At 40.6% G+C, this 17,675-nt stretch carries 22 protein-coding genes and 1 pseudogene; 19 read left to right on the forward strand and 4 right to left on the reverse strand.

What is annotated here, in order from left to right; genetic code table 11:
* Nucleotides 1–129: 129 nt before the first annotated feature.
* The 5 genes from ACFOZY_RS11505 to mtnN all read left to right on the forward strand — a co-directional run bounded on the left by ACFOZY_RS11505 (nucleotide 130) and on the right by mtnN (nucleotide 3,625).
* Entirely contained in the window at nucleotides 130–708 is a 579-nt protein-coding gene (locus ACFOZY_RS11505) for an O-methyltransferase (RefSeq protein ID WP_378155551.1), read from the forward strand.
* Between the two features lie 39 nt (nucleotides 709–747).
* Complete coding sequence (gene udk / locus ACFOZY_RS11510; RefSeq protein ID WP_378155553.1) at nucleotides 748–1,386, forward strand: uridine kinase; 639 nt, start codon at nucleotides 748–750, stop codon at nucleotides 1,384–1,386.
* 107 nt (nucleotides 1,387–1,493) lie between these two features.
* The gene (gene greA, locus ACFOZY_RS11515) at nucleotides 1,494–1,967 is read left to right on the forward strand and encodes a transcription elongation factor GreA (RefSeq protein WP_378155555.1); all 474 of its coding nucleotides are present in this window, start codon (nucleotides 1,494–1,496) and stop codon (nucleotides 1,965–1,967) included.
* Between the two features lie 140 nt (nucleotides 1,968–2,107).
* Entirely contained in the window at nucleotides 2,108–2,809 is a 702-nt protein-coding gene (locus ACFOZY_RS11520; RefSeq protein WP_378155557.1) for a YrrS family protein, read from the forward strand.
* 123 nt (nucleotides 2,810–2,932) lie between these two features.
* Nucleotides 2,933–3,625, forward strand: coding sequence for a 5'-methylthioadenosine/S-adenosylhomocysteine nucleosidase (gene mtnN / locus ACFOZY_RS11525; RefSeq protein ID WP_378155559.1), 693 nt, complete (start codon nucleotides 2,933–2,935; stop codon nucleotides 3,623–3,625).
* A 146-nt stretch (nucleotides 3,626–3,771) separates the two neighbouring features.
* On the opposite strand, the gene sigK is transcribed toward mtnN, so the two are convergent.
* Both sigK and pssA read right to left on the reverse strand, forming a co-directional pair.
* Nucleotides 3,772–4,518, reverse strand: coding sequence for an RNA polymerase sporulation sigma factor SigK (sigK, locus tag ACFOZY_RS11530; RefSeq protein WP_378155561.1), 747 nt, complete (start codon nucleotides 4,516–4,518; stop codon nucleotides 3,772–3,774).
* A gap of 73 nt (nucleotides 4,519–4,591) precedes the next feature.
* Nucleotides 4,592–5,131: a CDP-diacylglycerol--serine O-phosphatidyltransferase gene (pssA, locus tag ACFOZY_RS11535; RefSeq protein WP_378155563.1), complete on the reverse strand. Its 540-nt coding sequence runs from the start codon at nucleotides 5,129–5,131 to the stop codon at nucleotides 4,592–4,594.
* An 89-nt stretch (nucleotides 5,132–5,220) separates the two neighbouring features.
* Here pssA and ACFOZY_RS11540 point away from each other — a divergent pair, with 89 nt between their 5' ends.
* From ACFOZY_RS11540 to ACFOZY_RS11595, 12 genes and pseudogenes are all read left to right on the forward strand, one after another.
* Complete coding sequence (locus ACFOZY_RS11540) at nucleotides 5,221–5,997, forward strand: phosphatidylserine decarboxylase (protein ID WP_378155565.1); 777 nt, start codon at nucleotides 5,221–5,223, stop codon at nucleotides 5,995–5,997.
* A gap of 26 nt (nucleotides 5,998–6,023) precedes the next feature.
* Complete coding sequence (locus ACFOZY_RS11545; RefSeq protein WP_378155567.1) at nucleotides 6,024–6,554, forward strand: YqeG family HAD IIIA-type phosphatase; 531 nt, start codon at nucleotides 6,024–6,026, stop codon at nucleotides 6,552–6,554.
* Entirely contained in the window at nucleotides 6,551–7,654 is a 1,104-nt protein-coding gene (gene yqeH, locus ACFOZY_RS11550) for a ribosome biogenesis GTPase YqeH (RefSeq protein ID WP_378155569.1), read from the forward strand. Before ACFOZY_RS11545 ends, yqeH begins: the two co-directional genes overlap by 4 nt.
* A gap of 12 nt (nucleotides 7,655–7,666) precedes the next feature.
* A complete protein-coding gene (gene aroE / locus ACFOZY_RS11555) occupies nucleotides 7,667–8,509 on the forward strand; it encodes a shikimate dehydrogenase (RefSeq protein WP_378155571.1) in 843 nt (280 codons plus the stop codon).
* Nucleotides 8,496–8,798 (forward strand): ribosome assembly RNA-binding protein YhbY, encoded by a 303-nt coding sequence (gene yhbY / locus ACFOZY_RS11560; protein WP_378155574.1) that lies wholly within the window; start codon nucleotides 8,496–8,498, stop codon nucleotides 8,796–8,798. The genes aroE and yhbY overlap by 14 nt, the downstream gene beginning before the upstream one ends.
* A gap of 6 nt (nucleotides 8,799–8,804) precedes the next feature.
* Complete coding sequence (locus ACFOZY_RS11565) at nucleotides 8,805–9,377, forward strand: nicotinate-nucleotide adenylyltransferase (RefSeq protein ID WP_378155576.1); 573 nt, start codon at nucleotides 8,805–8,807, stop codon at nucleotides 9,375–9,377.
* Entirely contained in the window at nucleotides 9,364–9,939 is a 576-nt protein-coding gene (gene yqeK, locus ACFOZY_RS11570) for a bis(5'-nucleosyl)-tetraphosphatase (symmetrical) YqeK (RefSeq protein ID WP_378155579.1), read from the forward strand. The genes ACFOZY_RS11565 and yqeK overlap by 14 nt, the downstream gene beginning before the upstream one ends.
* On the forward strand, nucleotides 9,936–10,292 hold the full coding sequence (rsfS, locus tag ACFOZY_RS11575) for a ribosome silencing factor (RefSeq protein ID WP_378155581.1): 357 nt from the start codon (nucleotides 9,936–9,938) through the stop codon (nucleotides 10,290–10,292). Before yqeK ends, rsfS begins: the two co-directional genes overlap by 4 nt.
* Nucleotides 10,289–11,023 (forward strand): class I SAM-dependent DNA methyltransferase, encoded by a 735-nt coding sequence (locus ACFOZY_RS11580; protein WP_378155583.1) that lies wholly within the window; start codon nucleotides 10,289–10,291, stop codon nucleotides 11,021–11,023. Before rsfS ends, ACFOZY_RS11580 begins: the two co-directional genes overlap by 4 nt.
* A gap of 130 nt (nucleotides 11,024–11,153) precedes the next feature.
* Nucleotides 11,154–11,732, forward strand: coding sequence for a helix-hairpin-helix domain-containing protein (locus ACFOZY_RS11585; protein WP_378155585.1), 579 nt, complete (start codon nucleotides 11,154–11,156; stop codon nucleotides 11,730–11,732).
* Between the two features lie 70 nt (nucleotides 11,733–11,802).
* Nucleotides 11,803–12,220, forward strand: a pseudogene (locus tag ACFOZY_RS11590) (ComE operon protein 2); the annotation flags it as partial.
* A 295-nt stretch (nucleotides 12,221–12,515) separates the two neighbouring features.
* Entirely contained in the window at nucleotides 12,516–14,633 is a 2,118-nt protein-coding gene (locus ACFOZY_RS11595) for a DNA internalization-related competence protein ComEC/Rec2 (RefSeq protein ID WP_378155587.1), read from the forward strand.
* A 49-nt stretch (nucleotides 14,634–14,682) separates the two neighbouring features.
* Here ACFOZY_RS11595 and ACFOZY_RS11600 read toward each other — a convergent pair whose 3' ends face one another.
* Nucleotides 14,683–14,817, reverse strand: coding sequence for a YqzM family protein (locus tag ACFOZY_RS11600; RefSeq protein ID WP_378155589.1), 135 nt, complete (start codon nucleotides 14,815–14,817; stop codon nucleotides 14,683–14,685).
* 160 nt (nucleotides 14,818–14,977) lie between these two features.
* On the opposite strand from ACFOZY_RS11600, the gene holA reads away from it, so the two are divergent.
* Complete coding sequence (holA, locus tag ACFOZY_RS11605; RefSeq protein WP_378155592.1) at nucleotides 14,978–15,994, forward strand: DNA polymerase III subunit delta; 1,017 nt, start codon at nucleotides 14,978–14,980, stop codon at nucleotides 15,992–15,994.
* 222 nt (nucleotides 15,995–16,216) lie between these two features.
* Here the strand turns inward: holA and rpsT are convergent, their stop codons facing one another.
* Entirely contained in the window at nucleotides 16,217–16,465 is a 249-nt protein-coding gene (gene rpsT / locus ACFOZY_RS11610) for a 30S ribosomal protein S20 (RefSeq protein WP_378155595.1), read from the reverse strand.
* 158 nt (nucleotides 16,466–16,623) lie between these two features.
* On the opposite strand from rpsT, the gene gpr reads away from it, so the two are divergent.
* Entirely contained in the window at nucleotides 16,624–17,664 is a 1,041-nt protein-coding gene (gene gpr, locus ACFOZY_RS11615; protein WP_378156140.1) for a GPR endopeptidase, read from the forward strand.
* The last annotated feature ends 11 nt before the right edge of the window (nucleotides 17,665–17,675 follow it).

Raw genomic sequence — 17,675 nt, forward strand, 5'->3', positions numbered from 1 at the left:
TCGATTCGCTTTCCAAGTATGAATGTGCTATCATAATTCATGGTTTTTTATAATTCGACATAAGGCGTGAAGACCAAAATGGATGATCAATATATTCAATCCTTCATACTTCCGAGGAGTCCTTTGGTTATGGAGATGGAACGATACGCAGAAGAACACCGTGTGCCAATTATGCAGCTACCTGGCATTGAAGGACTTCTCCAAATACTAAGAGTGCACAAACCCGAAAAAATATTAGAGGTAGGTTCAGCAATCGGTTATTCGGCAATCCGAATGGCAGAAGCTTTACCTTGCTCCTCCATCGTCACAATAGAACGAGATCCGGAACGTGCAGAAAAAGCGAGAGAATACATTGCAACTTCGGATTACCAGGAACGCATCTATCTGATAGAAGGAGATGCTTTGGAAGTTAAACAAGATCAATTGATCTTTCAGCAATTTGATGCCATCTTTATAGACGCTGCTAAAGGACAATACAGGAGATTTTTTGACCTATATGCACCTTTATTATCCGAGGATGGGGCAATCTACTGTGATAATATGTATATGCATGGGATGGCTGTAAAGGATGTAAATGATATTCCAAGAAAGAATCGGACAATGATCCGTAAACTCAAGGACTTTACCCAATGGATCTTGGATCATCCAGACTATCACTCCGCACTCTTGCCTGTAGGAGATGGACTGTTGATATGTACAAAAAAATAGAGAATACCGCAGAATTAATGGAATGAGGAAGGATAGTTTATGACAAATCGAAGACCTTTAGTTATTGGGATTGCAGGCGGGTCCGGCTCAGGAAAGACAAGTGTTACGAATTCAATTTATAATGTGTTCAAAGATCATTCGGTTGTCGTCATTGAGCAGGATTATTATTATAAGGACCAATCTCATCTGAAATTCGAAGAACGTCTGGAAACGAACTACGATCACCCGCTTGCCTTCGACACGGATTTACTTATCAAGCATATCAATGAATTACTAAAACATTGTCCGGTCGAAAAGCCGGTATACGATTATGCCCTCCATACGAGGTCTTCTGAAACAATTACAATCGAACCGAAAGATGTCATCATTCTTGAAGGTATTTTAGTTTTAGAAGATGCCAGGCTCCGTGATTTAATGGATATTAAGCTGTTCGTTGATACGGATGCGGATTTACGGATCATTCGAAGGATTCAACGTGATATTAATGAACGTGGCCGCACAATCGATTCGGTAATCGATCAGTATTTAAGTGTTGTCCGCCCGATGCATAATCAGTTCATCGAACCAACAAAACGCTATGCAGACATCATTATCCCAGAAGGTGGGCACAATGAAGTAGCGATTGACTTAATGGTAACAAAAATTAAAACAATTCTTGAATCTGAAGACGTTGTGTAATATGATGGAAAAGAATTAGCCAAATATCTACCAAACTATGTCGCATAGCCCTCGGCAACGCGGCATAGTATTTTTATTATTGTTAGTAACTGAAGGAGTTGTCATCAATGTCAAATGAAAAGAAATTTCCTATGACCGAAGCGGGAAAGAAAAAACTTGAAGAAGAATTGGAATTCCTGAAAACGGTTAAACGTAAAGAGGTAGTTGAACGGATCAAAATTGCACGCAGCTTCGGCGATCTCTCTGAGAACTCGGAATATGATTCAGCAAAAGAAGATCAAGCATTTGTGGAAGGAAGAATTTCTACACTTGAATCCATGATTCGAAATGCTGTAATCATTGAAGGTGAATTAGATAATGACGTCGTTCAAATCGGGAAAACTGTCACATTTGTAGAAATTCCGGACGGCGACGAAGAGACTTATACAATTGTTGGTTCTGCAGAAGCGGATCCATTCGAAGGTTTAATCTCAAACGATTCTCCGATTGCAAGGAGCCTATTAGGTAAGGCTGTAGGTGAACAAGTGAAAGTACTTACACCAGGCGGGGAAATGGACGTTAAAATCGTCTCCATCAAGTAATGAAAAAGCAGCCGGATCGGCTGCTTTTTTAGTAGATAATTTGAGACCTTGATTTTAAGAATTGAAACATAACCATAACGTAAACGTCATATTCATAACAGTCAACTTTTGATATGCTAAACAAAAGGGAGGAGATGGGTATGTCCAAATACACTCAAAGGTCCCGTAGATCAAACAGAGGGAACCGTACAAATAAAATCTTGAATATCCTGATTGGTATTGTTCTTTTATTAATCATCGTCACCGTTGCTTTTATATTTGTGGATGGCGGGGATGAACCAGATGACCAAGCAACTGTTTCAGACACTGAAAAGGTCGATACAGGAATTTCGGATGAAACTGAAGATCCTGAAGGAAATGATGAGCAACCAACTGAAGACGTCTCCACAGAAACATCATCCGATGGCGACACTTCCGGGGAAGAACAACAAGACGGACAAGATACTGAAGAGGCAGAAACCTCTGAAACCGTAACACTGCCAGATGATACACAAGCTGTTGAACAGCCATCAGATGATCCGATTGTTGAAAAGACTATTTCGAACCCGTCATGGCAACCGATTGGAACGTCCCAATCGGGTGAGCATGTCTCCAGTTACGACAGGGAGTCTGTAGATTGGGCTGAAAAGGAACAAGCCTTATCTTATGCTACCGGCTTAGCGCAAGACAATATGATTGTCTGGTTCCTTGGTAATGGAGGAAGCCCTCAAAAATCGATTGGTACGGTATCTTCCAAGGACAAGAAAGAAAAGTACCGTGTATATCTCCAATGGGTGGATCAGGAAGGTTGGAAACCTGAAAGAGTGGATGTTTTGAATACATTAGAAGATGTAAAATCTTAATAGATGTGGCTGCTTCTGCCTTTGCCTTTTTGGCGGTGAAGCAGCCTTTTTGATTGTAATGATTGACATCACCCGCAGGCTCCGATAATTTAAACATAGTGAGTCGGAAAGGTGTGTAGCATCATGAAAATAGGGATTATCGGAGCAATGGAGGAAGAAGTGGAACTACTTCGCAGTCAATTGGAAACTCCAAAGGTAACCGAGATTGCAAACTGTGAATTTACAACAGGAACGTATTTAGGTCATGAGATCATTCTGCTGAAAAGTGGGATTGGTAAGGTTAATGCAGCTATGTCAACTACGTTATTGTTAAACCAGTTCAAGCCGGAAGTGGTGTTGAATATTGGTTCAGCCGGTGGTTTCGACGAATCATTGGAAGTAGGTTCAGTAGTCATTTCTGACGAAGTACGTCATCATGACGTAGACGTCACGATTTTCGGTTATGAAATGGGTCAGGTACCTCAACTACCTCCTGCATTTAAAGCTGACGAGAGGCTCATTTCTTTAGCGAAGGAAACAGTTGAGGAAATGGATGAACATACATATGGCGTCGGACTCATCGCAACAGGAGATTCCTTCATGAATGATCCGGACAGGGTTGAAAAAGTCCGGTTACAATTCCCAGCTATGAAAGCATCGGAAATGGAAGCTGCAGCTGTTGCACAAGTCTGTCATCAGTTTGGGATTCCGTTCGTTGTGATCCGGGCATTATCTGATATTGCCGGAAAGGAATCGAATATTAGCTTCGATGAATTTCTTCCACTCGCCGCTAAGCATTCAACCGAGATTGTTCTAAAGGTGATTGAGAAGTTATAAGTAATGGGTATGGTAACATTTGGAATAGAATGGATTAAAAGAGTATGACAAGGAGGGTTAAGTATGCTGTGGATTACGGGTGCTGCGATTGTAGTTACTGGAATCATCGGACTGATTATGATGAATGAACTTCGGTCTGAGTAATGCTATTCTCTTAAAGCTCTTTCGAACGCTGAGGCTTCGAAGGAGTTTTTTTCATGTTTGAACAGCTGATACAGTTTAACAAGTGCTCTTTTTTCAATCCGGGACACGTAACTTCTCGATATATTGAGTTGTTCTGCAATTTCTTTTTGCGTCATCGGTTGATCATCAAGTAAGCCGTATCGACGCTGGATGATTTCCAATTCACGTGCATCCAATTTTCCTAAGTGATGGTAGAGTCGCTGAAACCTTTCCTTTTGTTCGATACTTTCTAATGCAGTTTCTTCATCCGTTTGTAATAAGTCCGTGATTTGAAGAGAATGTCCATCTTTATCGACTCCAATCGGTTCGTAAAGGGAAACATCCTTTTGAACTTTTTTCTGTGAGCGAAGGTGCATAAGGATTTCATTTTCAATACATCGTGCTGCATAAGTGGCAAGACGTGTTTTCTTATCAGGTGTGTAGCTACCGACAGCTTTCATTAGCCCGATTGTTCCGATGGAAATGTAATCATCGAGCTGTTCATGTTTCGGATGGAATTTTTTTACGATATGCGCAACCAAACGCATATTCCGTTCAATCAATTCGTGCCTTGCATCTTCATCGCCTTCAGCAAGACGCTGTAAGCATTCGGCTTCTTCCTTTGGGGAGAGCGGCCGGTGAAAGGCCTGCCCTTTCAAGTATCCAATCACTGCAGGGAAGTCGAACCAAAGCTGCAGCAGTGCAGTGACAAAACCACTAATGGAAAACACCTCCGATGTCGTTTATTGTCACTATATGCCGGATAACTCGGAAATATGAAAAAAAGACCGCGGTTGCGGTCTTTTATACCTTCCTTAATTTGAATGTGCTGATCATTAGGAACGATAGAAGTATGGTGATGAGAAGATAAAAGGATGACGGTACAAATTGGATGAAAAAGTACGTGAACGTCAACAGCGTACCTGCGACGGTAATCGGGAGACCAGTGAAATAGCCGTCTGATTCAGTAATATTGAACCTGGCAAGCCGGAACGCGCCCGATGCGATATAAATTATGGTGAAACCTGCACCTAATGTGCCAAAATCATTTAGAATAAGGGTATATATTAAAATTGCTGGTGCCATGCCGAATGAAATGATATCACTCATGGAATCAAGTTGTTTTCCAAGCTCGGATTCAGTTCCGAACTTCCTTGCAACCATTCCATCAAGACGATCCAAAAAAGCAGCAATGAAAATGAAGAGGACGCTATAACTATAATTTTCATTTAATGTAGAAATAATAGCTGCACCGCCGAACGATAAATTACCAATTGTCATGATATTGGCGGCATTACTTTTCATCTTTCGGATGGACTGATCGACACGATCAAGTAGATACAATGGAAACACTCCTTTACAAAAATCATATTAATTCATTATACTTTGTCGTGCTATTTCCGTCACGAACATTTAGAAAATGGTGGTAAAAAATGAAAGAAAAAACCTATCAACTGCTGATTGAACTTACGAATGGGAAATGGTCATCCATGCTTTTGAAAAAATTTTCTTCATCGGGCATAAGCCGTTATTTGATTCCAAGTTATATTAAAGTATACGGAATCGACATGGAGGAGGTTTCAACCGAACGTCCATTTTCTTCGCTTCATGATTTTTTTATCCGTGAGTTGAGTGACAACGCGCGACCGATTGACCGGGAGTATAATACAATCGTTTCACCTGTGGATGGATTTCTCGAAACGACAGGAGAAATTGAAAAGGGAGAAAAATTCTTTGTAAAAGGTAAGGAGTATTCTGTCAGCAGTTTGATGGGCTCCTTGGAAGCTGCCCAGCGTTATAAGGGTGGTACTTTTCTTGTTTTGTATTTAAGTCCGGCCAACTACCACTGGATCCATAGTCCAGTCAATGCGACAGTAGATCGCCAATACATACTCGGTAACAAATCGTATCCGGTTAATCGGACCGGGTTAACTTATGGGAAATCACCTATAAGTGGAAATTATCGGTTGATTAATGAGTTAACGATGGAAAACGGAAGAAAATGTGCTGTTATAAAAGTTGGTGCTATGTTTGTAAATTCAATTCATATGACCCATACGGAACAGGTATGGGGAAAAGGAGAAAGTATTGGATATTTCTCATTTGGATCAACTGTTGTCCTCCTATTTGAAAAGGGATCCTTTAAACTTGATGGGATCAGATCTGGAGAACCAGTCAAAATGGGAGAACGCATAGGGTTTATGGTATAATCATGAAAGAATTTTAGAGTAACGGAGTGAATCGTTTGCTAAATAAGTTCATGCCGAGTGAATATGTGAAAAATGTGTATCATATCACTCCTGACTATTTAAAAGATAATGGCATCAAAGGAATTATTACCGATTTGGACAATACGCTTGTCGAATGGGACAGGCCGGATGCGACACCTAAGTTGGCCACATGGCTGCAACAGATGAAAGAGGCTGGCATACAGGTAACTATAGTATCTAATAATAAGGAATTGAGAGTTAAATCATTTGCCGATCCATTGGGGATTCCTTTTATCTTTCAAGCACGGAAACCGATGGGAAGAGCATTCAGAAGAGCGTTAAAAATGATGGATGTAAAAAAAGAACAGGTTGTCGTAATCGGGGATCAGTTATTGACCGACATTTTTGGCGGGAATCGGAACGGTTTTCATACAATACTTGTCGTACCTGTTGCTTCATCGGATGGTTTTTTCACACGCTTTAACAGGAGAATCGAACGGAGAATCATGAAGCATTTTAAACAAAAAGGCTTATTGACATGGGAGGAAGAAGCTTGAACGAAAAATATGTTTGCATCGGCTGCGGCTCTTCAATCCAGACAGAAGACCCTACACAACCGGGGTATGCACCGGAATCATCACTTAATAAAGAAGATATTATCTGCCAGCGCTGCTTTCGACTGAAAAATTATAACGAGTTGCAGCCTGTTCCTTTGACAGATGATGATTTCTTAAGAATACTGAACGGCTTAGGGCAAAGGAAAGGGCTAATTGTCAAGATTGTTGATATTTTCGACTTTAACGGAAGTTGGATTCCTGGACTCCAACGGTTTGTTGGGAAAAATCCAATACTATTAGTGGCGAATAAAGTTGATCTTCTCCCTAAATCGGTGAATAAGAATAAAGTGATTAATTGGCTGCAAGCTGAATCGAAAAAACTCGGGTTAAAACCGATCGATGTAAAACTTGTGAGTGCTTATAAAGGAATTGGCCTGGAAGAAGTAATGGATTCACTTGATGAGTATCGAAACGGTCAAGATGTATTTGTCGTCGGTTGTACCAATGTCGGAAAATCCACATTCATTAACCGGATCATAAAGCAGGCAACCGGTGAAAATGATGTGATTACGACCTCTTATTTTCCGGGAACTACATTAGATTTAATCGAAATTCCGCTTGAAGATGGTCAAGCTTTGTTTGACACACCTGGAATCATTAATCATCACCAAATGGCTCACTATATTAGTGAGAAAGATTTAAAGAAAATCACGCCAAAAAAAGAAATCAAGCCAAAGGTATTTCAGTTGAATTGTGAACAGACGCTCTATTTAGGAGCATTAGCACGATTCGACTTCATTAAAGGTGACCGATCTTCTTTCACCGTTCATATTTCGAATGAAATCGAGATTCACAGAACTAAGCTGGAAAATGCTGATGCATTATACGAGCAGCATAAAGGAGGCTTATTAACTCCGCCATCGGGCGATTCAATCGATCGTCTCCCTCCTTTAGTTAGAAGAGAATTTTCCATAAAAGAACCAAAGACGGATATTGTCTTTTCAGGGCTTGGCTGGATAACTGTTCAGCATCCGGATGTCGTTGTGGCAGCTTATGTACCAAAAGGCGTCGAAGTGATGATCCGTCCATCCCTTATATAGGAGGAGAGGAATGTGAAAAAATGGTTCGGAGTTATAGGTGACCCGATTTCCCATTCGCTTTCACCATTCATGCATGACCAATGGTTTCGAGAAAACCATCTCGATGCAACTTATTTGCCGATTCGGGTTTCTACTGAACGTCTTGGTACCGCTGTTGAATCTTTACGGCTGTTAGGAGCATCCGGGTGGAATGTAACCATTCCTCATAAAACGTCAATCATTCCATTTTTGGACGGGCTGGACCCAATGGCTTCCAAAATGGGTGCTGTCAATACCGTTGTTCGGAATGAAAAGGACGAATTGATTGGCTATAACACGGATGGACTCGGTTTCGTCCGTTCTTTAGAGGAAGAAATTGGACTAAACGAAAAACAAAGTTCAATATTAGTGATTGGTGCTGGAGGTGCTGCAAGAGGGATTGTGCACGCTTTAAGCGAAAGCGGGTATGAGCATATTACAATTGCCAACCGGACAATCGAAAAAGCAAGTTTGTTAATTGATGAAATTGGTCGAGGTGAGGCACTTTCCCTGCAAGAAGCAGAAATTCGTCTTTCTCAATTCCACATTATTATTCAAACGACATCGGCTGGCATGAAAACCGATCAAGCGAAGTTGCCATTATCAATGGAGCGTATGCGGAGCGACTGTATTGCGGCAGACATTGTTTATAATCCACTTGAAACCCCCTTTCTAAAAATTGCTTCTGAAAAAGGGGGAAGGACGATAAGCGGAATTGGGATGTTTGTCCACCAAGGCGCCATAGCATTCAATTATTGGACTGGTATCGAACCAGATACATTATCAATGAAGCAAAAAGTGACGGAACATTTAGGAGGAAAGTATGTTAACAGGTAAACAAAAAAGTTTTTTACGTAGTGAAGCTCATCATCTTCAGCCAATTTTCCAAGTAGGAAAAGGCGGGGTGAACCAGGCGATGATTAAACAGATCGAAGAAGCGCTGGAAGCACGCGAGCTTCTTAAAGTAAGCATTTTACAAAATAATGATGATGATAAAAAAGAAGTGGCTACTGCATTGGCGGAAGGCACAGGAGCAGATTTGGTCCAACTGATCGGTAGTACGATTGTACTTTATAAAGAATCGGTTAATAATAAGAAAATCATCCTTCCAAAAGCAAAGGCGTGATGCTAAATGAAAAAGGTCGGAATCTTGGGAGGAACGTTTAATCCTCCTCATAACGGCCATTTGATCATTGCTAATGAGGTATTTGATGCATTGAAACTTGATGAAATTAGGTTTATGCCGAATGCGGTTCCGCCTCACAAAGAAAAAGCAGGGGACGCCGAACTCAGTCACCGACTGGAAATGACTCGTTTAGCTATTGAGGATACTCCCTACTTTCTACTGGAAACTGCAGAAATTTCACGCGGAGGAAAATCGTATACGTATGACACAATGGTGGAATTGAAAGCTGAAGAGCCGGATGTGGATTTCTTTTTCATTATCGGCGGTGACAGTATTGATTCTTTAAAAACGTGGTACAGAATTGAAGATCTTATACAATTCGTGAACTTCGTAGGTGTTGGACGTATAGGCTCTACGGGTGAAACTGAATATCCGGTTACAAAAGTTGATATTCCATTAATTGACTTGTCCTCGACTCTAATCCGAAACCGTTTTGTAGAGGGAAAAACCGTCAAGTTTCTTATTCCTGAAAAGGTGGAACACTATATCCGAGAGGAGTGTTTATATGGTAGCAATTGATGAGGTTCTGCAATCGTTAAAAGAACGTATGCCAGAACGAAGGTATCACCATATATTGGGTGTAGTCGCAATGTCGAGGAGACTGGCTGAACACTATGGCATTCCAGAGGATAAGGCGGAGGTTGCAGCAGTATTTCATGATGTGGTGAAGTTTGCGGAGGATGACTGGCTTGAATCTGTAGTGCTGAAATCTGGCGTAAATCCACTTGTACTCACGTTTCATAGTGAGTTATGGCATGCTCCTGCAGGTGCCTATGTAGCCAAACATGAATATGGTGTAGAAGATGAAGATATTTTAAATGCCATTACGTATCATACGACTGGCCGTGCAGGTATGAGTGATCTTGAGAAAATTATTTATATGGCGGATTTAATAGAACCATCCCGAACCTTTACCGGTGTAGAGGAATTAAGGGAAAAGGCTTTTGAAGACCTTAATGAAGGCATGCTTGCATGCGTAAGACATTCGATTGCATTTTTAGTGGAAAAAACCGCTCGTATTTACCCATTAACGCTGGATTGTTATAACGAATTGATAAAAGAAGGGAAAAGTGATGAATGACGAATCCAACATTACTTGAAGTCGTTTATAAAGCGGCAGACGATAAGAAAGCAGAGGACATTGTAGTCCTCAATATGAAAGGTGTATCATTGCTTGCGGATTATTTTCTGATCTGCCATGCAAACTCCGATCGGCAAGTACAGACGATTGCAAAAGAAATTGCTGATCAGGCGAGCGAGGCTGGGCATGATGTGAAAAGACTCGAAGGATTTGATGCTGCACGATGGGTACTTGTAGACCTTGGCGATGTAGTAGCCCACGTATTCCATCGCGACGAACGTGCTTATTACAATTTGGAACGTTTATGGGGCGATGCGCCTTCGGAAAATCTTTCAATCGGTCAGGAATCATGACCTATCAACGTTTCGCTCATGTGTATGATCGGTTGATGACCGATATCCCATATGAGGAGTACGTAGAGTGGATCAAAGGAAGTGCTCCTGTACAAAGCCATCCTCAATTACTTGATATCGGCTGTGGTACCGGAACACTTTCTTTGCTGTTCCATGAAGCAGGTTATGAAGTAACAGGGACCGATCTATCAGAAGAAATGCTATCAGTAGCGCAAGAGCGATTCATGGCTGAGAAAGTGGATATTCCACTTGTTGCTCAGTCCATGCATGAGCTTGAAGGATTTTCGGATTTTGATATTGCGGTAATTGCGATTGATTCCCTTAACTACTTAAAAGAGCAAGAGGAAGTCAAAGGAACATTCAAACTGGTATATGAAGCACTCAGGACTGGTGGGTGTCTCTTTTTTGATGTTCACTCCGAATATAAGACGGATCACTTATTTTTAGACGGGCCATTTGTATACGATCATGAAGAACTTTCTTATATTTGGTTTACTGAAGAAGGGGAAGAGCCTCATTCCGTATATCATGACTTAACGTTTTTTATCAAACAGGCAAACGGCCTTTATGAACGATTTGAAGAGAGCCATTACCAGAGAACTTTCCCATTCAATCACTATGTGCAATGGTTGAATGAAGCGGGGTTCTCGGAAGTTACTGTAACCGCTGATTGGGATCGTACATCCCCAGAGCCAAACAGTGAACGGATTTTCATTCATGCAGTAAAGTAAGCCTTTCAAAGTTATGGCAAATCATATATAGTAGAGTCAGCTCTATATGATTTGCCTCCTATCGAAAGGATGGATTGAACTGTTCAGTTCATGGCAATTCAAAAATGTTCGGAAGCTTTTAATCCCCATTATGGCTTTTGGACTTATTCTGCTTTTCATTTTCCCCATCTCCGACATGTCTTCCAGCAGTGAAGGCGAAATTATTCAACCAACGTCTTCCACTTTTGATCACTCATCACTTATAGAAGAAAACAACCAGCCGTCAACTGAAGAGGTACAACAGAAAATTATGGTCGATGTCAAAGGTATGGTAAAGTACCCAGGTGTCTATGAACTTCCAGCAGGCTCCAGAATGATTGATGCCATTGAAATCGCAGGAGGACACTTGCCTGAAAGTGATGCGAGTTCTATTAATCATGCTCAAATCTTAAGCGATGAAATGGCAATCTATATTCCTTATAAAGGGGAAGAAACGGTTGCTGCTGTCCAACTGTTCATGCCTGAAGCGGATGACGGTAAAATTAATATCAATACAGCCGATGAAACAATGTTGACATCACTTCCTGGTATTGGTCCCTCAAAAGCAAAAGCAATCGTTTCTTTTCGGGAAGAAAATGGTTTATTCACTTCACCAGAAGATTTGAAAAAGGTCACGGGTATCGGTGACAAAACATATGAACAACTTGAGGATCAGATCAAAATTAAATAATACAGAAGGCGTTGACGCCCAAATAGAACTACGACTACACTAATAGAAACAGAAATAGGGAGGTCATCATATGGAGCGTATTACTTGGCATCAATTTTTTATGGCACAAAGCCATTTACTCGCAATGAGAAGCACATGTACCAGATTGGCAGTCGGTGCTGCTATCGTTAGGGACAAGCGGATCATTGCTGCGGGGTATAACGGTTCTATTTCAGGTGGGGACCATTGCATCGATCTTGGCTGCTATGTAGTAGACAACCATTGTGTACGCACAATTCACGCTGAGATGAATGCACTGTTACAATGTGCTAAATATGGGACTTCTACAAATGATGCAGAGCTTTATGTTACACATTTCCCATGCTTACAGTGCACAAAAGCAATTATCCAAGCAGGAATTAAAACCATCTATTACGCAGAAGACTACAAGAACCATACATATGCATTAGAATTACTTGCTCAATCAGGCGTTAAAGTGATGAAGGTTCCTTTTACCAGCGACGTGGATTTCCAAAAAGAAGAAAAGCTTTCTTTAGTAGAAGATTTATTAATGAAACTCCGCGAGAATGGGGCAGGACAAGAAGAACTGGCCACTTATGAATTGAAGGTGAACGAGCTATTCAAATCATAAATTTTCGCAATAAAGCCATATATTTTGCCATTCCGGTTCTTTTATCCGCTTTTGCAGTGGAGGGGCCGGCATGGCTTCCATTTTGCTCACTCCTACTGATCCCTCTCTTCATCATTCGGAGAGAATCTCTTGTTATAGCATGTTTTAGCATCTTGTTATGTTTCATTACCTTTATATTTTTTAAATCAACCCATGAACAAGTTATACCTGATCAAGTATTTGAAATTGTATGGACCGATCAATACCGGATAGATGGCGATCGACTTCGTGGTTTTGTTAAGTCACGTGATGGTGTGAAGTATTATGCGGTTTATCAGTTTAAAGATGAAGATGAAAAAAATAAGTACGGTGAAATGTCACTAAGTGGCATGAATTTTAAAGTGAATGCTGAATTTAGTGACTCAACGAGACCTGCACATCAGTATTCGTTTAATATGGAGAAATATTTAACAAGTCAAGGTGCCGCAGCTGCAATCGACATCCAAACTATGGACTTTACTGGAGTAGAAGAGGGATTGTCAACAAGGATGGCAGACTATAGGCACGGACTCCAAATGCATATCCAGCGTACATTTCCGGATACCTTAGTTGCTGAGGCAGAAGCTTTAATCATCGGGCAACGGGCAAATATCGAACAGATTGATGAGCGCGCCTATCAAGTATTAGGTATTACTCATTTATTCGCCATTTCTGGCCTTCATATCGGATTGATAACGTTTTTTGTATATGGGGTATTATTCAGAGTAGGTTTTAGGAAAGAGACTGTACGCTTACTAATAATAGTAGGCTTACCACTTTATGCTCTTCTTGCAGGCGGAGCTCCTTCGATTTGGCGGGCAGTCACTACGATCGAACTGATTTTACTCGCTTCCCAGTTCCGATGGTGGATAGGTCTCGATGATGCAATTTCGATTAGTATGTTTCTTTTTGTGTTAGTCAAACCATCAGTCGTGTATCAAATCGGATTTCAGCTTTCCTACGCTGCCGCTTTTTCATTAATATTTTCTGCTTCCATTTTGAAGAATAAATCATATTTGACATCTTCTCTGCTTATCACATTCATCTGTCAACTCATGGTTCTTCCACTTTTACTCTTTCACTTCTATGAACTCTCACTCTCTTCGTTCATCTTGAATTTACTTTTTGTTCCACTCTTTTCTTTTATCATCTTACCAGCTAATATTTTGCTTCTTTGTTCGACATTATTGCCGGGCTTTTTTTCGGATTGGCTCTTCTATTTTTACACTCCGGCAAGGGGACTTTTAGCGGACTTGATCCGTCAATTAGCCCAAATTCCCTATCAAATGTGGAACCCGGGCAAGCCGACAATTCCTCTACTGATTCTATCTTTTATAGGGGTTTCCGTTTGCTTCGTGCAATTCGAAAAAAAAGAGTATAGGAAGGGCTTTGTATTTTTAGTAATTCCGTTACTTATGATTCAGCTTTTACCTTATACTGATCGTTCCCTTTATATAACGTACCTTGATGTAGGACAAGGTGATAGTATCGTAATCGAAATGCCATACAGGCAAGCGGTATATATCATTGACACAGGTGGAGTAGTCAGATTCGGGCAGGAAGGATGGAGGGAAAGAAACTCATCTTATGAAGTCGGACGTCAAGTGGTGGTTCCTTATTTAAAGGGAAGAGGAATTCATACAGTCGATCGACTCATTATTTCACATGCTGATGCGGACCATGCAGAAGGAGCCGATGAAATAATTGAGGAGACTCAAGTGAAAGAAATTCATATTTCACCTGGTACTACCGATTTCGGTGTCCTACAAGAATTGACCCGTTTCGCCTTAAAACGGAATATTCCTATCATGGAAGTAAAAGAGGGAAGCTATTGGACATTGGGAGAATATAGCTTCAAGTACTTGTCTCCATCTGATCACATTTACGAAGGTAACAATGATTCACTCGTATTGCTTTTAGAATCTCAAGAGTTTAAGGCTCTGTTCACTGGGGATTTGGAAACAGAAGGGGAAGAAGATCTGATCAGGAAGTTTGAAGAAGAGATTAAGGAGATTACGGTATTAAAAGCAGGTCATCATGGAAGTAAAACGTCAAGTTCGGAAGTCTTTATACGGGAAACGATGCCGAGTTTAACGATATTTTCTGCAGGTATTGATAATCGTTATGGACATCCTCACGAAGAAGTGATGAATCGGTTTCAACATTATGGTTTATGGACGCTTTCTACAGCAGATATGGGTACAATACGAGTAACAGTGAAAAAGGGTGAATGGATAGTTGGAAAAATGTAAAAGAGGCAGTCCGAATTTTCATTCAGGCTGCCTCTTTGGAATAAGTCCATTACATAGTGAAAAAATCTACCACTTGAGCAACAACAAAGATCGCTGCAAAGAAAACGAAAGAAACGACAAATCCGATACCAGAGTCAATCACATCGTTAGTTTTCGTTTGTACATCTTTTTCAAATTCGTTCATTGTGACCCCTCCTAATTCAAATCTCATTATAATGTATCCAATTGAAAAAATCTATAAATAACAAAACAATGTTATTGTGTTTTCAAAACGGTTCACAGAGCTGACAAGATTCTAATCGTTTCATGTATACTTAAGAGGAAGAAAGTTCAGGGGGAATATAATGTTTACATCAATTTGGAAAGAGATTCGCAACGGCAATCTCTCACCTGTCTACTTGCTGATGGGTGAAGAAGGCTATTTTATAGAGGAAACAATAAGCCGATTAAGAAATCGTCTGTCTGCTGAAGGTGATTTGGAGGAAATGTCTTTCGACTTGGAAGAAATTCCGGTTGAAGCTGTGATAGAGGAGGCTGATACATTTCCGTTTTTCAGTGAACGAAAGCTTATACTCGCTAAAAATGCGTCTTTTTTAAAAGCCGCTGAGAAAAATAAAGTGAAAGTGGAACATGATTTAAAAGCACTTGAAAGATGGCTTGAACACCCATCTACTACTGCAGTAACCGTTTTTGTAGCCCCTTATGAAAAATTAGATGAACGTAAAAAAATCACGAAGCTAATGAAGGAGAAATCAGTAGTTGCCGTTGGGAAAGCTCTCCAAGAACAAGAGTTAGTGCAATGGGTGGTACAAGAAGCATCTAAAAGGGGAAAAACGATTAGCAAAGAGCTTGCCTTGAAGCTGATCGATATTACAGGACTTGATATGATCCGTCTACAGGCTGAAATTGAAAAAATGTCCCTCTATTTAGGGGAGGAAAAAGAAATCACTTCTTCCATCATTGAGGAAATGGTGGCAAGAACGCTTGAACAAGACGCATTCAAAATGCTGAACGCTTATTTAACTGGTGATACAGAAACAGCACTTTCCGTTTATCATGATTTAATCAGGCAAAAGGAAGAACCGATCATGCTTACATCATTATTGGCATCACAAATAAGATTAATGCATCACGTTTTCTTTTTGAAGAAGAAAGGATATCATCAGCAACAAATTGCAAAACAACTGAAGGTCCATCCATATCGTGTGAAACTTTTACTTGATAGTACGTTGAGGATTAATGAGAATAAACTGATTGAGGTTATGAAAAAGCTTGCGGATGTTGACCTGAAGCTGAAAACAGTAAGCGGCAATCGCGATCGGATTTTGGAATTAGTACTCATGCAGAAAATATCTTCATAAATGGAGTAGTGTGACGAGCACTGGCTTATTAAGTCGTTTCAGGACGGACGCTTTCCGCGGGAGTCGCCGCCTTCCACTATTTTTTATATTATGATTACAATACCAATTATTTTTCTATGAGATATTTAGATGTATACCGTTTTCCTATAATGACAGGCGTTTATCAATTATAAAAGCAAAAAACCGGTTTCCTTTAGGATACCGGTTTCTTCATATTCTGTATTACGCTTTTTTTGAAAGGCGCGCTTTTTGACGGGCAACAGCGTTTTTGTGGATCAATCCTTTGTTAGCGGCTTGGTCCATTTGTTTGTAAGCTGCTTTCAAAAGGTCATTGGCGTTTTCTTCATTGTTATTCAATGCAGTTTCAGCTTTTTTCAAAGCAGTACGCATAGCTGATTTAGCTTTTGAGTTTTGAGCATTTGCAGCTTCGCTTGTTTTAACGCGTTTAATAGCAGATTTAATGTTTGGCATGTGTTTCACCTCCTACATAAAAGACCGCGATGAGTGTTACCTCATTAAATTCGTGTCTCAATACAACAAGCATTATTTTAACAAAGTGAATAGGAGATTGCAATCATTAAATGCAAAGAATATTTCCTTGACACCTTGAGCAGAATGTTAATGAGGTGATGAATGTGACAATGGAAACGAATTGGTATCGTACTGACCTGATTGATGAGAGTGAAGAGATGGTACAGCACCGGACCAAACAGGAGAAAGAGAAACTTGAGGATTCCTCAGGTATTGATTTTTCCGAAAAACGGCAGGGACGTGTTCAAATTACTGAAATTAAAGTAGATGAAAAAGGTGCAAAAGCCATCAACAAAAAAAGTGGGACATACATAACCTTATCTGTCCCAGCTTTAACAGCTGATGATGAAGATGGATTTAAAGATCTGGAAGAAGTCATGATTGAAAAACTAAATAGCATTCATGAACATTTAAAATTATCATCCAAATCGACTATACTCATCGTTGGATTAGGGAACAGGACCATTACACCGGACGCAGTTGGTCCTTTTGCGATTGACAGGTTGCAAGACGAGGTTCCATCGTTCTTCGATCGTGACGGTAGAATGATTGTCTATGCCCCCGGTGTTACCGGTCAGACGGGATATGAAACGAGCGAATTTGTCTATTCACTTAGTGAAGGGATCAAACCGGATTTAATTTTGGTCATCGATGCGCTGGCTGCAAGAAGCAGTACAAGACTTTGCCGGACGATTCAATTAACTGATACTGGGATCCATCCGGGTTCCGGGGTAGGCAACGAGCGTAAGGAAGTATCGAAGGAAGTTATGGGGATACCGGTAACAGCAATCGGTGTTCCGACAGTAGTGGATGGACCCGTGATGATTGCAGATGCCCTTGAATCCGTTTTTAAGTTCTTGGCTTCTAAGATTGAAGAAGCCAATAGTCCTTCTTCCAGGTTATCCGTCACTCCTTGGTTGCACAATTCGGAAAAAGAAGCGGATCGCGCACCATTAAAACCGATTTTTGGTGAACTATCACAATGGTCCAAAGATGAGAAGCTTCAACTTTTAGAGGAGACTTTGTCCGGAAGTGAACAACGAATTTTTGTCACACCTAAGGATACCGACCAATGGATTTTTAATTATGCAACCTTGATTTCAAGCGGTATTACGAAGTGGATGTCGAGCTTGTCCTAAAGGTTCTATCC

The organism is Chungangia koreensis (assembly GCF_042651785.1).
GTDB classification, from domain to species: Bacteria; Bacillota; Bacilli; order Bacillales_A; family Planococcaceae; genus Chungangia; species Chungangia koreensis.